Below are 14,278 nucleotides of genomic sequence, written 5' to 3'. Positions count from 1 at the left end.
GGCCCGCCGGCCGAGCCCGCCTCGCTGCGGGCCCGGCGACTGCCCGGGTACACCGCACCGGCCGTCGCCGTGGCGGCCCTGGCGCTCGCCGCCGCGATCGTCTACGGCACCGGCATCGGCGGCCCTGTCCTCGTGGTCCTCGTCGGCGCGGTGCTCTACCTGATCGGGCTCTTCGCCGCCGCCAACGCGGTCGAGGGGCGGCGGTCGGCCCGCAACCGCACCTGGAGCGCGCTGATCCACTCCGCGTTCGTCCTGGCCGTGCTGCCGCTCGCGTCGGTGGTCTGGACGCTGTTCAGCAAGGGCGCCGAACGGCTGGACGTCAACTTCTTCCAGACCTCGATGAACAACATCGGGGCCCGCGACCCCGAGGGCGGCGCGTACCACGCGATCGTCGGCACGCTGGAGCAGGTCGGCATCGCCACCCTGATCACCGTGCCGCTCGGCATCCTCTGCGCCATCTACATCGTGGAGTACGGCCGGGGCCGGTTCGCCTTCGCGATCCGGTTCTTCGTGGACGTGATGACCGGCATCCCGTCGATCGTCACCGGCCTGTTCGTGCTGGCGTTCTGGGTGCTGATCGTGTCGCCGTGGTTCAACGACGGCCGGCCGAGCTTCTCCGGCTTCGCCGCCGCGCTGGCCCTCGCGGTGCTGATGCTGCCCACCATCGTCCGGTCCACCGAGGAGATGCTGCGCCTCGTCCCGGCGCCGCTGCGCGAGGGCGCGTACGCGCTCGGCGTACCCAAGTGGAAGACCATCCTGCGGGTGGTGCTGCCCACCGCGCTGCCCGGCATCGTCACCGGCGTCATGCTCGCCATCGCCCGCGCGGCCGGCGAGACCGCTCCCGTGCTGCTGGTCGCCGGCGGTGGCGCCGCGATCAACACCAACCCCTTCGAGAACAACCAGTCGTCGCTGGCCCTCTTCGTCTACCAGCAGGCCGGTGACGCGTCGAGGTACGCGCCGGCACGGGCGTGGACCGCGGCACTCACCCTGGTCGCCCTCGTGCTGGTCCTGACGATCGCGGCGAAGCTGCTGGCCCGCCGTAACCGGCTCAGCCGATGAACCCCGGAGGTACCACCATGGCCAAGCGCATCGAAGCCTCGAACGTCACCGCCTACTACGGTGCCTTCAAGGCCATCGAGAACATCAACCTGACCGTCGAGCCGAAGACGGTCACCGCCCTGATCGGCCCGTCCGGCTGCGGCAAGTCCACCTTCCTGCGGTCGATCAACCGGATGCACGAGGTGCTGCCGGGGGCCCGGGTCGAGGGCAGCCTCACGATCGACGACCAGGACATCTACCACCGGGACGTCGACGTCACCGCCGTCCGGCGCACCATCGGCATGGTCTTCCAGCGGCCGAACCCGTTCCCCACCATGAGCATCTTCGAGAACGTGGTGGCCGGGCTGAAGCTCAACGGCGTCCGCCGCAAGTCGATCCTGGAGGAGGCGGCCGAGAAGGCGCTGCGCTCGGCGAACCTGTGGGACGAGGTCAAGGACCGGCTGGGCAAGCCGGGCGCGGGCCTCTCCGGCGGTCAGCAGCAGCGGCTCTGCATCGCCCGGACCATCGCGGTCGAGCCGCAGGTGGTGCTGATGGACGAGCCGTGCTCGGCGCTGGACCCGATCTCCACCCTGGCGATCGAGGACCTGATGTTCCAGCTCAAGGACAAGTTCACGATCGTCATCGTGACGCACAACATGCAGCAGGCCGCCCGCGTGTCGGACCGGACCGCCTTCTTCTCCATCGAGAAGACCGGCGACCCGGGCCGGCTGATCGAGTACGACAACACCCAGAAGATCTTCAGCAACCCGAGCGTGAAGAAGACCGAGGACTACATCACCGGCCGCTTCGGCTGAGCCGCTGGAACCTGGTCCGTGAGGGGCGTCGGTCGAGCTGACCGGCGCCCCTCGGCGTACCCCGGGGGTCAGCCGAGCACGAAGCGGGGCTCGCCGTCGGCCGGGAAGTCCAGGCGTGGGGTGACCGGGGTGGCGGCGTCCCGGTCGGCCGCCGCCCGCGCCACTCCGGCCAGGTCGCCGGCGGCCGCCACCTGGGCCAACGTGACGAGGGTCGGCGGCAGCATGGTCAGCTCGCCCGCCCCGGCCCGGGCCAGCGCGTCCGCCGGGCGGATCCACAGGGTGTGGTCGGCCTCGCCGGAGACGTCGCGGGTCCGCTGCCCCTCAGGCAGCAGGGCGACGAAGAAGTACGTGTCGAAGCGGCGCGGCTCGAACTCCGGGGTGATCCACCGGCTCCACGGCAGCAGCAGGTCCGAGCGCAGCGTCAGGCGCCGGTCGGCGAGCAGCGCGGCGAAGCCCAGCCGGCGCCCCTCCAGGTCCTGCCGGGCCGCCTCCCAGTCGTCGCCGCTGACGTCACCCACCACGGTCGCCGGGTCGGGGCCCGCGAGCAGCACGCCGGCCTCCTCGAAGACCTCCCGGGCGGCGGCGCAGACCACCGCCTGCGCGGCGCTCGGTGCCACCCCCAGGCGGCCCGCCCACTCCCCCGGCGCCGGGCCGGCCCAGTCCAGGTGTGCCTCCGAGTCGGAGCGGTCCACCCCGCCGCCGGGGAAGGCGTACATCCCGCCGAAGGTCATCGCGGCGACCCGGCGGATGACGTACACCTCGAAGTCGACGCCGGTCGGACGCAGCAGCAACACGGTGGCCGCGACCCGGGGCACCGCCGGGGTGCCGCCCTCGGCCCGGAACCGGCGCGCGTGCTCGACCAGGGCGGCCGGGGCGGCGAAGCCGTCACTGTCGATCGTCATGCCGCGAGCCTAGTTCCCCGACCGGCGGCCCCCGCCCGGCTGGTGCGCCGGTCAGTTCCGCCGGGACCGCCCTTTGCTCTGCTTCAACCCACGCAACAGAAACGGTCGCCGACTGTCGCGTCCGTGTAAGCAGAGCAAAGGGGATGGGCAGGGGTCGGCCGGCCGGAGCGGCGGGGCGACCGGGACCACACCGGGCTCCCGACGGATGAGCCGGCGGCAGCCGGGCGGTCGGTCGTTCACCCGGCTCGGCTAGCGTGCCGACATGACTCGTTGGGGCATCCTGGCCACCGGCCACATCGCCAGCCGTTTCGCCGAAGACCTCCGGCTGGTGCCGGACGCCGAACTGGTCGCGGTCGGCTCCCGCGCCGCGGACAGCGCGCAGCGCTTCGCCGACAGGCACGGCGCGCAGCGGGCGTACGGCTCGTGGGTGGAGCTGGCCGCCGACCCGGAGGTCGACGTGATCTACGTGGCGACCCCGCACACCGCCCACTACGAGGCGGCGATGACCTGCCTGACGGCCGGGCGCGCGGTGCTGCTGGAGAAGCCGTTCACCCTCGACCTGGCCAGCAGCACCGAGCTGGTGGACACCGCCCGCGCCGCCGGGGTCTTCCTGATGGAGGCCATGTGGATGCGGACCAACCCGGTGATTCTGCGGGCGGCCGAGCTGATCGCGGAGGGCGCGATCGGCACGGTGAGCGGCGTCCGGGCCGACTTCGGGGTGGCCGGGCCGTTCCCGCCGGAGCACCGGATGCGCGCCCTGGCGCTCGGCGGGGGCGCCCTGCTCGACCTGGGGATCTACCCGATCAGCCTGGCCCACCTGCTGCTCGGCGTGCCGCAGCACATCCGGTCCTGGGCGCAGATCAGCCCCGAGGGCGTGGACGAGAACACGGGCGTCCTGTTCGGCTACGACACCGGCGCGCTGGCCACCCTGAGCTGCGGCATGGTCGGGGCGAGCGGGCTGACGGCCTCGATCACCGGCAGCACCGGGCGGATCGACCTGCCGGAGCCGTTCTTCCGGCCGGGTTCACTGACCCTGCACCGTGCCGACGCCGAGCCGGAGACGATCTCGGGTGACGGGGTCGGGGGCGGCTACCAGTACGAGGCGATCGAGGTGCAGCGGTGCCTGGCCGCCGGGCTGACCGAGAGCCCGCTGGTCCCGCACGCCGCCACCCTCGAGGTGATGGGCCTGCTGGACGCGGTACGCGAGCAGATCGGCGTCCGCTACGTGTGAAGGAAAGGGCCCCTTGCCAACGCCAGCGTCGACAAGGGGCCCTCTCCCGCACGCCCGTTCGGTCAGCCGAAGAGCGGCCGGACCAGCAGGTAGGTGACGCAGGCGATCAGCGCGGCGGCCGGGAACGTGATGATCCAGGCGATCACGATGTTGCCGGCGACGTTCCAGCGGACCGCGGAGAGCCGCTTGGTCGCGCCCACGCCCATGATCGCCGAGGTGATCGTGTGGGTGGTGGAGATCGGCGCCTTGAGCACCAGGGCGTTGAAGTAGAGCACCGCGCTGGCCACCGTCTCGGCGGCGAAGCCCTCCGGCGGCCCCAGGTCGATGATCTTGCGACCGAGGGTTCGGATGATCCGCCAACCGCCGGCGTACGTGCCGAGGGCCAGCATGGTCGCCGAGGTCCAGAACACCCAGCCGGGGATGTGGGTCTTGCTCTCCTGGAAACCGCCGGTGTAGAGCGCCAGCACCACGATGCCCATGGTCTTCGCGGCGTCCTGCATGCCGTGGCCGACCGACATGGCGGCCGCCGAGGCGGTCTGCGCCCAGCGGAAGCCCCGGTTGAGCTTGCCCGGCTGCCCCTTCCGGAACAGCCAGAGGATGGCCAGCATCAGCAGGTAACCGAGGGTGAGGCCGACGATGGGCGACAGCACCATCGGCAACAGCACCTTCACGCCGATGTTGCCCCACTGCACGATGCCGCCAGCGGACAGCAGGGTCGCGCCGACCAGGCCGCCGAAGAGCGCGTGGGAGGACGACGAGGGCAGGCCGAAGTACCAGGTGATCAGGTTCCAGGCGATGGCGCCGAGCACCCCGGCGAAGACCACGCCGAGACTGCTCACGCCGGTGGGCAGGGTGACCAGGCCGTCGCCGACGGTCTTGGCCACTCCGGCGCCGAAGTGGGCGCCGATGAAGTTGCCGACCGCGGCGAGCCCGAGGGCGATCCGGGGTGTCAGCGCCCGGGTGGAGACGCTGGTCGCGATCGCGTTGGCGGCGTCGTGGAAGCCATTGGTGTAGTCGAACGCCAGGGCTACCCCGATCACCGCCAGCACGGCGATGAGTTCGGGTGTCACAGTCACAGGATCAGGACTCCTTGACCGCGATGGTCTCGACCGTGTTCGCCACGTGCTCGAAGGCGTCGCAGGCGGCCTCCAGCTCGTCGGCGACCTCCTTCATCTTCAGCACGGTCAACGCGTCGTACTCGCCGGAGAAGAGGCGGACGAGCAACTGCCGGTTGATCCGGTCGCCCTCGTTCTCCAGCCGGTTGCACTCGATCCAGTAGTCCTCGAGGTCCTTCATCGACTTCAGCCGCGGCATCGCGTCGGCGGTCAGCTTGGCCTGCTGGTCGAGCACGTTCACCATCTCGTGCAGCTCGCGGGGCAGCGCCGGCAGTTCGGTCAGCCCGTACAGGTAGAGCAGGTCGCCGACCGCCTCCAGGTGGTCCATCACGTCGTCGAGCAGCGAGCCGAGCCGGTAGATGTCCTCCCGGTCGAACGGCGTGATGAAGGTCGAGTTGATCTTCTTGTACAGCTCGTGGGTGATCTGGTCGCTGTCGTGCTCGACCTCGGTCAGCCGCTCGCTGACCGACTGCACGTCGACGCCGGGCAGGGCCAGCTCGTTCAGCAGCGCGGTGCCCCGGACCAGGTTCTGCGCGGCCCTGGTGAAGAGCTCGTAGAAGGCGCCCTCGGTGGGGCGGAAGGAAAACTTCACAGCACAGACCTCGTCGCGTCGGTGGAAGGGTGGCGGCGCTCCGTGGAGGTACCCGCCCGGTGAATGCTAGGAAACGGCGGAACAGCGAATTCGGCGGCCCACCCCTGGTCGGGCCTCATTCACCGGTCGTTCACCTGCCGTTCATCTCGGGCGTCCCATCTGCCCCCGCGTCCCCAGCGCAAAGCCGCTCCCGCTCGTGCGCCACGTCGAAATCCGCAGCCGGATACCCCAGATCAAGCGTGTCGAACGTCTCTCGCAGGAGGTGGGCCACCGCCCAGTCCCGGTACCACTTGCGGTCCGCCGGCACCACGAACCAGGGCGCGGCGTCCGTGCCGCACCGGCTCAGCGCCTCGGCGTACGCGGCCTGGTAGTCGTCCCACCGCGCCCGGGAGTCGACGTCCGACGGGTTGTACTTCCAGTGCTTGCGGGGATCGGTGAGCCGCTCCAGCAGCCGCTCGCCCTGCTCGGCGTACGAGATGTGCAGCATCACCTTGACCAGGGTCACGCCGTCCTCGACCAGCTCGCGCTCGAACGAGTTGATCTCGTCATAGCGGGCCCGCCAGGTGGCTTCCGGCACCAGCGAGCCCACCCGGGCGATCAGCACGTCCTCGTAGTGCGAACGGTTGAACATCCCCACGTACCCGGGCGGCGGCAGTTCCCGGCGGACCCGCCACAGGAAGTCGTGCCGCAGCTCCTCGGGCGTGGGCGGGCCGAACGAGCGGATGTGCAGGCCCAGCGGGTTCATCGCGCCGGCCACCCGCTTGATCGTGCCGTCCTTGCCGCCACAGTCCATCGCCTGGAGCACCAGCAGGACCCGGCGCGCGGGCCGGTCGGCGCCGGCCTTGGCCATCGCGAAGAGCATCTCCTGCTGCCGGCCCAGCTCGCCGCCGACCAGCTCCACCTGCTCGCGGGCCCAGGCCTTGCGGTGCTCCCCGGTCACCTCCGCGTCGGGCAGACCGGGCGTGGACCGCGGGCCGATCGCGCCGAGATCCACCGGTGCGGTGACCCGCAGCAACTCCCGCACGGAACCGCCGACCGGCGCCACGATCTGCGCTTGCTCGGGTTCGCTCATCCTCGGATCATCACCCACCCGCGGACCTTCCGCCCGCCGAGCGCCCTCCGCAACGGCCCGGCTGTCACGTTCGGGGCGGCCGGCGCGTCCAGTTGGCAGGAGGATGTACGCCGGGACGGTGCCGGCCGGGAAGGGTGGTGGGTCGTGCGGGACCTGGCGACGGAGTTCGAAGCGGAGCGGGGCCGACTCCTCGCGGTGGCCCACCGGATGCTGGGCAGCCGCAGCGAGGCCGAGGACGCGGTGCAGGAGACCTGGCTGCGCTACGCCGGCGCCCTCGCCGACCCGGCGGCCCGCGCCGAGATCCGCGAGCTGTCCGCCTGGCTGACCACCACCTGCGCCCGGATCTGCCTGGACGTGCTCCGCTCGGCCCGGGTCCGGCGGGAGGCGTACCACGGGCAGTGGCTGCCGGAGCCGGTGGTGAGCCAGGTGGGCGACAGCCTGCCCACCGACGGGTACGCCCCCGACCCGGCGGAACGGGCGGTCCGCACCGACCAGGTGGGCACGGCGCTGCTGGTGGTGCTGGAACGGCTCGCGCCGGAGCAGCGGGTCGCCCTCGTGCTCCACGACGTGTTCGCGGTGCCGTTCGCCCGGGTCGCCGACGTGCTCGGCACCACCGAGGTGGCCGCCCGGCAGCTCGCCTCCCGGGCGCGGCGGGCGGTCACCGCGCCGGACGTGCCCCGGCACACCGCCGACCCGGCCGAGCAGCGGCGGGTGCTCGAAGCGTTCGTCGCCGCCACCGAGTCCGGTGAGCTGGACCCGCTGCTCCGGGTGCTCGCGCCGGACGTGGTCTTCGTCGGCGACTCGGGCGGGCACTTCCCGGCGGCCCGCCGGCCGGTCGTCGGCGCGGACGCGGTGGGCCGCTTCGCGCTTGGCCTGTTCGGCCGGGCCGGCCGGTACACCCAACGGGTCCTGGCCCGGCCGGTGCTGGTCGACGGCGTGCTCGGCCTCCAGTGGGAGACGGTGTACAGCGACGGCCGGCCGATCCGCATGGTCACCGCGTTCGCCGTGCACCAGGGTCGGATCACCGGGCTGTTCAACCAGCTCAACCCGGAGAAGCTGACCGACCTGCCGCCGTTGGGGGACGACGACCGGTGGCCGCCGCGCTGGTGAGCCGCCGGTCGTGACGCCCGTGCGGGCTCAGACCACCAGGGCCAACCACTTGCGGTACGACGTGGCGAACGGTTCGCTGCCGTCGCCGAGCGCGCCGAACAGCCAGCGGGCCGCCGCCTCCGCCTCGACCACGGCGTCCTCGGGGTAGCCGTACCGGACGCGGTGCTCGGCGAACTCGTCCTCGTCGAGCAACTCCACGAGGCCGGTTGCCCGGCGCCGGACCACGTCCAGGTCCAGGTCGATCAGGTGGACGGTGTCGTCGGACTCCCAGTGGGCCGGAGTGGTGATGTCGCAGTAGACCTCGCTGGTCCGCGGCGGCGGGTTGAACATCCCCGTCCACCACGCGTGGTGCGGCACCAGCAGGACGAACGGGATCTTCTCCACCGATGGGCGACCGTGGTAGACCGACTCGGTGCCGGCCGGAACGCCGAGCCAGATGCCGAGGTCGTCCTCGGCGAGACGGCGGGCCGGGTAGTCGCGGTGGGCGCTGCCGTCGTACTTGCGGTAGATCACTCGGACCACGTCGCTCGGCATGATTCGCACCCTAACCGATACTGCCCACGCGTCGTAGCGCGGTCGTAACCGGACGGCGCGGGACGGACGGCGGACCCGCTGCCCCGCGCCACGCGGACGGATGGGCGCGGTCGGTGTCGGCAGCGACGGGTACCGTCGCACGGTGACTCCGCCCCGCACCGCCACCGGTTCCGCCACCCCGTCGGCCCGTGCCGGGAGCCGGCGCCGGGGCGCCCGGCCCAGCGGCGCCGATCTGCTCGCGGCGGCGGTCGGCGCGGTGCCCGGTGGCGCGGCGCGCCCCGGCCAGCAGCAGATGACCACGGCGATCGAGGAGTGCGTGACCAGCGGCGAGCACCTGCTCGTCCAGGCGGGCACCGGCACCGGCAAGTCGCTGGCCTACCTCGCGCCGGCGCTGACCGTGGACGGCCCGGTGGTGGTCTCCACCGCCACCCTGGCGTTGCAGTCCCAGCTCGTCGACCACGATCTGCCCCGGCTGGCCGACGCGGTCGAGCCGCTGCTCGGTCGTCGGCCCACCTTCGCGGTGCTCAAGGGCCGCCACCACTACCTCTGCCTGGCCCGGCTCGACAACTCGACCGCCGACGAGCCGGAGGACACGCTCTTCGACGCTCCGGCGGACCGCCCGGGCGGCGGGACGAAGTGGCTCGGCGAGGCGGGCCGGATGGGCAAGCAGGTCGAGCGGCTGCGCGGCTGGGCCGAGAAGACCGCCACCGGCGACCGGGACGAGCTGGACCCGGGCGTCGACGATCAGGCCTGGAGGCTGGTGTCGATGCCGGCCCGGGAGTGCGTCGGGGCGACCCGCTGCCCGTTCGGGGCGGAGTGCTTCGCCGAGGCGTCCCGGGCGCGGGCCCGCGAGGCCGACATCGTGGTCACCAACCACAGCCTGCTCGCGGTCGACATGCTGGCCGACCGGCACATCGTTCCGCCGCACAAGCTGCTCATCGTCGACGAGGCGCACGAGCTGGCCGACCGGGTCTCCTCCGCGGCGCAGGCGGAGCTGGTGCCGGAGTTGATCGACCGATCCGCTCGGCGGGCCCGCCCGCTGCTGCGACCCGAGGCCGCCGAGGCGCTCACCGCGGCCGGCGACGCCCTCGCGGTCGGCCTGGCCGAGGCGCCCGCCGGGCGTCTCACCGCCGGGCTGCCGGCGCCGCTGCGGGAGGCGTGCACCCTGCTCGACGCGGCCACCCGGGCCGCGCTGGACGCGATCGGCGACGTCAAGTCCGACGATCCCGACCCCGTCCGCAAGCAGCAGGCCAAGGCGGCGCTGGACGAGCTGTCCACCACCGCGCAGCGGCTGCTGGAGGAGGGCGACCGAAGGCCCCGGCTGGCGGTCACTGGACGTGGGGTCGCCGTTCGACTACGCCCGGCAGGGCATCCTGTACGTCGCGGCGCACCTGCCCCGGCCCAGCGTCTCCGGGCTGCCCGACGCGGCCGGGGAGGAGCTGCTCGGGCTGGTCGAGGCGCTCGGTGGTCGTACTCTCGGGCTCTTCTCCTCCCGGCGGGCCGCGCAGCAGGCGGCGGAGCTGCTGCGCGCGCGGACCGACCTGCCGGTGCTGCTCCAGGGCGAGGAGGCGTTGCCGCTGCTGGTGCGCCGGTTCCGGGAGGAGCGTTCCAGCTGCCTGTTCGGGGTGATGTCGCTCTGGCAGGGGGTGGACGTGCCGGGCGACGCCTGTCAGCTCGTGGTCATCGACCGGCTGCCCTTCCCACGGCCGGACGAGCCGCTGGCGGCGGCCCGCGCCGCCGCCGTGGACGCGGGCGGCGGCTCCGGCTTCGCGGCGGTCAGCGTGCCGATCGCGGCGGTCCGGCTCGCGCAGGGGGTGGGCCGGCTGATCCGGGCGACCGGTGACCGGGGGGTGGTCGCGGTGCTCGACTCCCGGCTGGAGACCGCCCGCGGCTACGGGCCCTTCCTGCGCCGCTCGCTGCCGCCGTTCTGGTACACCACCCGCCCCGAGGTGGCCCGCGGCGCGCTGCAACGCCTCGCCGGCTCCTGACCGCCCCGTCGCGCCCTCTCCACGATCGCCCAGGATCATGGAAAGAGTGGCCTCCCCACTCTCGGAGGCCACTCTTTGCTGGAACGTGTGCGGGTGCGGCGCGCCGGGTCAGGGCGCCTGTGCGGCGACGACCACGGCGTCGGGCGGAGTGTCCGGGACCGTCCGGGCGGCCAGCCGGCGGACGGCGGTGTTCAGCACCGCGATCAACGGCACGGAGACCAGCGCGCCGGTGATCCCGGCGAGCACCACCCCGGCGGCGATGCCGATGATCACCGCGAGCGGGTGGAGGGCCACCGCCCGCCCCATGATCAACGGCTGGAGCACGTGCCCCTCCACCTGCTGCACGCCGATCACCGCACCCAGGATGATCAACGCGGTGACCGGGCCGCTGTCGACGAGCGCGACCAGCACCGCCACGCTGCCGGAGAGCGCCGCACCGACGATCGGGATGAACGCGCCGAGGAAGACCAGCGCGGCCAGCGGGAAGGCGAACGGGACGTCGAAGATGACCAGGAAGACGCCGATGCCGACGGCGTCGATGAAGGCGACCAGCACGGTCGCCCGGACGTAGGCGCCCAGCGTGTGCCAGGAGGCCCGGCCTGCGTCGTCGACCTTCCACCGGGCGGCCACCGGCAGCAGCCGGACCAGGAAACGCCAGATCCGGTTGCCATCGCGCAGGAAGAAGAACGTGGCGAAGAGCACCAGCAGCGTCCCGGTCAGCACCTCGGCGAGCGTTGCCGCGGTGCTCAGGGCGCCGCTGGTGAGGTTCGAGGTGTTGGAGTTGATCCAGCCCTGCGCCTCGTCGATGTAGCGGTCGAGCTGGGTGTCGGAGAGGTGCAGCGGACCCGTCTTCAGCCAGTTCTGAATCTGCCGGACGCCCTCCGACGACTTCTCGCTCAGCTCCGGCACCCCCCGGATGAACTCGTTGACCACCAGGGTGAGCGTGCCGATCACCGCCGCCAAGCCGCCGACCAGCACCACCGCCGTGGCCAGCGACCGGGGCAGCCGGGCCCGCAGCAGCCAGCCCACCGCGGGCGCCAGCAGCGCCGAGAGCAGCAGCGCGACGGCCAGCGGGATGATCACGATTTTGATGGTGCCGACGATGCGGAGCAGCGCCCACGCCACCACGCCGATCACGATCAGCCGCCAGCACCAGGCGGCGGCGATCCGCAGCCCGTGCGGGACGTCGGCGTCGTCGCGGCTGGAGGTCGAGGTGTGCAGGTCCACCGGGGCTTCCGCGCCGTAGACCGTGGCCGACGACGGCGCGGCCGGACCCGGGGCTGCCGGCGAGGCCACCCGGGCCGACTCCGGGGGGTCGCTCGACGCGTCCGGGTCGCCGGGTGCCGAGTCCCGTCCCGCGCGTACCGACTCGCGTCCCGACTGGTAGGCGCGGCGGAGCCGCCCTCGTACCCGCTCGAAGCGGCTCAAGCGCACCTCCTGGCAGAAGAACCGGTCCGCCCACAGCGACAGGTCTGACAGCACAAGTCCGTTCCCGACACCATAGGGCAGTTCCGCCACCGATTGCCCCGGCTGCCCCCTGCGTAACCACCGGGCGGCCGGCCGTATGCGGCACGGTAGCGTCTTCGGCGTGACCGCCGACCACGATCTCGACACCGGCCTGCCGATCCGCCTGCTGCACGACCGTGTGCTCGTGCGGATGGAGGGCAGCGAGGGCGAGCGCCGCTCCACCGCCGGGATCGTCATCCCGGCGACCGCCGCCGTCGGCAAGCGCCTCGCCTGGGCCACCGCCGTCGGCGTGGGACCCAACGTCCGCGCCATCGTCACCGGCGACCGGGTGCTCTTCGACCCGGACGACCGCTCCGAGGTCGAGCTGCACGGCCGCGGGTACGTGCTGCTCCGGGAGCGGGACGTGCACGCCGTGGCCGCCGAGCGGATCGAGAACGACTCCACCGGCCTCTACCTCTGACGCACCTCCCCCGGCCACCGAGCCCGGCCGCGCGCCGTTTGTCAGGCCGCTCGCCGGGAAGCCATCCGGCGACCGTGGCCCTGGGGAGGGACGATGCCGGTATTCGTGAAGAAGCTGTTGGCCTGGGGCAGCGTCGCGTTCCTGATCTACTTCATGGCGTTCCGGCCGGACGGGGCCGCGCAGATGTTCAAGGCGATCGGGGCCGCGCTCATCGCGATGGCCCAGGGCCTCGGTGACTTCCTCACGACCCTGATGACCTGAGCCGCCGGCCGCCAGCCGTCAGTGGTGACCCGGCGGCCAGGGCGCCGGCGGCCGGGGGCCGTACCAGCCGGGCGGGGCGTAGCCCGGAGGCGGCGGCGCGCCCAGCACCACCGGGATCGGCACCACCGGCTCCTCCGGCGCGCTCACCGGGCGCTGGGAACCGTCCGGGAAGCGCAGGTGGTAGCGGCTGCCGTCCCAGACGCCCGCCGGGGCCTGCGGGTCCCGGCCCACGAAGAACGACCGGTACGACGTGATCGCCTCCAGCAGCTCCCGCTCCTCGCGGGCCGTCCGCTCCCGGTCGGCGGGCTTGCGGTCCAGGCCGCGCAGCGACCCGTCGCGCAGCAGGGCCAGCCGGGTGGCGGCGAACTGGTACCCGCGCATCGCCCGCGCCCCGGCGTCCCCGGCGACCCGGCGTGCCCAGCTGCGGGCCGCGTGCCGGCGACCGAGGCTGCTCAGCGCGGCCACCTCGGGCGGGCTCAGCCAGCCGGCGCGCACGTAGTCCGGCAGCGTCCGCTCGGTGAGCCGCCCCTCCCAGGCGCGCAGCCACACCGCCAGACCCACCATGCCGAAAAAGATCGGCACCATCAGGCCCAGGAAGCCGTACAACATGATCACGGCCTCGCCGGTGGCCTGGGTGAGCGTCGGCAGCAGGTTCCACGTGCCGTGCAACATCATCGCCAGCAGCAGGCCCGCGACCGGGGCGAGCACCCGGACCCGCCGGTCGGCCGTCCGGGCCGCGACACCCAGCCCCACACCGGTCATCGAGGTGAAGAGCGGATGGGCGAACCCGAACAGCAGGATCCGCACGATGAAGATGGCGATGACCTGCTGGGTGCCGGTCGCCGGGCCGTACCGGTCGGCGCCGGTGGCGTAGCCGTACCCGCCCAGGTAGAGGATGTTCTCCACCATGGCGAAGCCGACCGCGGAGAGCCCGCAGTAGACCAGGCCGTCGGTGATCCCCGACCACTCCCGTCGGCGGAACACCAGCAGCAGGATCGGGCCGAGCGCCTTGGTCAGCTCCTCGATGAACGGCGCCACGAGCACACCGGTGAGCGCGGCCGGCAGGCCCCAGTCGGCGAACCGGGCGGCGGCGAACTCGTTCACGGTGAGCGAGGCGGCCGTGGAGACGAACGCGCCCCAGGCGAAACAGAAGATCAGATACTTCAGTGGCTCCGGCTCGTAACGGTCCAGCCAGAGGAAGCAGGCCACCAGCACCGGCACCGGGAGGACGGCGGCGACCACCCCGATCAGCAGCGCCCGTACGCCGAGCGACTGGCCGAGCGTGAAGACCATGAACACCGCGCACGCGGCGATGAACAGCACCACCCCGGCCAGCACCAGGAACCGCCGCCAGCCCAGTCGGCGCAGCGGCATCCGGGGCACCTCGCCGGCGGACGGGGCTGCGGGCGCGGGCGACGACGGCAGGGGTGCACCGGGCGGGGTGTCGGCCATGCGGTCAGCGTAGCCATCCGCCGCCGGCTGGTCCGGGCGCATCGGCAGCCGCTATGCTGCGGGCAGGTCACGAGCGCCAGCGTCAAGCCCCGGCTTGCTGGCCGGCAACCCTCGTCGAGTTCGCGGTGGGGTGCCCCGGGTGATGACCGGGCCCAGCCCGATCGGCGTGCTGGGCAAGCGCGGACCCCGTCCCGACATCGCACCCGGGGTCCCTGACCCCGGAGGTTCCGGCGTGTCCGTC

Annotated in this window: 13 protein-coding genes, 1 pseudogene and 1 riboswitch; of the genes and pseudogenes, 7 read left to right on the top strand and 7 right to left on the bottom strand. The window is 72.8% G+C overall.

Annotated elements, in window-relative coordinates; translation table 11 throughout:
- On the top strand, nt 1-1,059 hold a 1,059-nt coding region (pstA, locus tag DKT68_RS24680), incomplete at its 5' end, for a phosphate ABC transporter permease PstA (protein ID WP_236647057.1).
- Nucleotides 1,060-1,076: 17 nt separating this feature from the next.
- Nucleotides 1,077-1,853 carry a phosphate ABC transporter ATP-binding protein PstB gene (gene pstB / locus DKT68_RS24675; protein ID WP_109819768.1) on the top strand — a complete coding sequence of 259 codons (777 nt, stop codon included), beginning with the start codon at nt 1,077-1,079 and terminating at the stop codon, nt 1,851-1,853.
- 68 nt (nt 1,854-1,921) lie between these two features.
- Here pstB and DKT68_RS24670 read toward each other — a convergent pair whose 3' ends face one another.
- Nucleotides 1,922-2,755: an NUDIX hydrolase gene (locus DKT68_RS24670; protein ID WP_109819767.1), complete on the bottom strand. Its 834-nt coding sequence runs from the start codon at nt 2,753-2,755 to the stop codon at nt 1,922-1,924.
- Nucleotides 2,756-3,017: 262 nt separating this feature from the next.
- Here DKT68_RS24670 and DKT68_RS24665 point away from each other — a divergent pair, with 262 nt between their 5' ends.
- Entirely contained in the window at nt 3,018-3,986 is a 969-nt protein-coding gene (locus DKT68_RS24665; RefSeq protein WP_109819766.1) for a Gfo/Idh/MocA family protein, read from the top strand.
- A 62-nt stretch (nt 3,987-4,048) separates the two neighbouring features.
- On the opposite strand, the gene DKT68_RS24660 is transcribed toward DKT68_RS24665, so the two are convergent.
- From DKT68_RS24660 to DKT68_RS24650, 3 genes are all read right to left on the bottom strand, one after another.
- Nucleotides 4,049-5,056 (bottom strand): inorganic phosphate transporter, encoded by a 1,008-nt coding sequence (locus tag DKT68_RS24660; RefSeq protein ID WP_109819765.1) that lies wholly within the window; start codon nt 5,054-5,056, stop codon nt 4,049-4,051.
- A 10-nt stretch (nt 5,057-5,066) separates the two neighbouring features.
- Nucleotides 5,067-5,693: a DUF47 domain-containing protein gene (locus DKT68_RS24655; protein WP_030327784.1), complete on the bottom strand. Its 627-nt coding sequence runs from the start codon at nt 5,691-5,693 to the stop codon at nt 5,067-5,069.
- Between the two features lie 130 nt (nt 5,694-5,823).
- The gene (locus DKT68_RS24650; RefSeq protein ID WP_109819764.1) at nt 5,824-6,765 is read right to left on the bottom strand and encodes a PPK2 family polyphosphate kinase; all 942 of its coding nucleotides are present in this window, start codon (nt 6,763-6,765) and stop codon (nt 5,824-5,826) included.
- Between the two features lie 144 nt (nt 6,766-6,909).
- Between DKT68_RS24650 and sigJ the strand changes: the two genes are divergently transcribed.
- On the top strand, nt 6,910-7,875 hold the full coding sequence (gene sigJ, locus DKT68_RS24645) for an RNA polymerase sigma factor SigJ (protein ID WP_109819772.1): 966 nt from the start codon (nt 6,910-6,912) through the stop codon (nt 7,873-7,875).
- 27 nt (nt 7,876-7,902) lie between these two features.
- On the opposite strand, the gene DKT68_RS24640 is transcribed toward sigJ, so the two are convergent.
- Nucleotides 7,903-8,409, bottom strand: a complete 507-nt coding sequence (locus tag DKT68_RS24640; RefSeq protein ID WP_109819763.1) for a DUF402 domain-containing protein — start codon at nt 8,407-8,409, stop codon at nt 7,903-7,905.
- 100 nt (nt 8,410-8,509) lie between these two features.
- Between DKT68_RS24640 and DKT68_RS24635 the strand changes: the two are divergent.
- Nucleotides 8,510-10,397 (top strand): annotated as a pseudogene (locus tag DKT68_RS24635) (ATP-dependent DNA helicase).
- Between the two features lie 108 nt (nt 10,398-10,505).
- Here the strand turns inward: DKT68_RS24635 and DKT68_RS24630 are convergent.
- Nucleotides 10,506-11,879: an AI-2E family transporter gene (locus DKT68_RS24630; protein ID WP_236647056.1), complete on the bottom strand. Its 1,374-nt coding sequence runs from the start codon at nt 11,877-11,879 to the stop codon at nt 10,506-10,508.
- A gap of 106 nt (nt 11,880-11,985) precedes the next feature.
- Here DKT68_RS24630 and DKT68_RS24625 point away from each other — a divergent pair, with 106 nt between their 5' ends.
- Nucleotides 11,986-12,324, top strand: coding sequence for a GroES family chaperonin (locus DKT68_RS24625; protein WP_109819762.1), 339 nt, complete (start codon nt 11,986-11,988; stop codon nt 12,322-12,324).
- A 93-nt stretch (nt 12,325-12,417) separates the two neighbouring features.
- Nucleotides 12,418-12,585, top strand: a complete 168-nt coding sequence (locus DKT68_RS31590) for a hypothetical protein (protein WP_201749173.1) — start codon at nt 12,418-12,420, stop codon at nt 12,583-12,585.
- 18 nt (nt 12,586-12,603) lie between these two features.
- Here the strand turns inward: DKT68_RS31590 and DKT68_RS24620 are convergent, their stop codons facing one another.
- Nucleotides 12,604-14,079 carry a PrsW family intramembrane metalloprotease gene (locus DKT68_RS24620; protein WP_109819761.1) on the bottom strand — a complete coding sequence of 492 codons (1,476 nt, stop codon included), beginning with the start codon at nt 14,077-14,079 and terminating at the stop codon, nt 12,604-12,606.
- A 23-nt stretch (nt 14,080-14,102) separates the two neighbouring features.
- Nucleotides 14,103-14,223: riboswitch (SAM riboswitch) on the top strand.
- Nucleotides 14,224-14,278 lie beyond the last annotated feature (55 nt).

It is taken from the genome of Micromonospora acroterricola (assembly GCF_003172955.1).
Taxonomy (GTDB): domain Bacteria; phylum Actinomycetota; class Actinomycetes; order Mycobacteriales; family Micromonosporaceae; genus Micromonospora; species Micromonospora acroterricola.
Note: the sequence above shows the minus strand (reverse complement) of the source record. Positions and strands in the feature narration are given on the sequence as shown.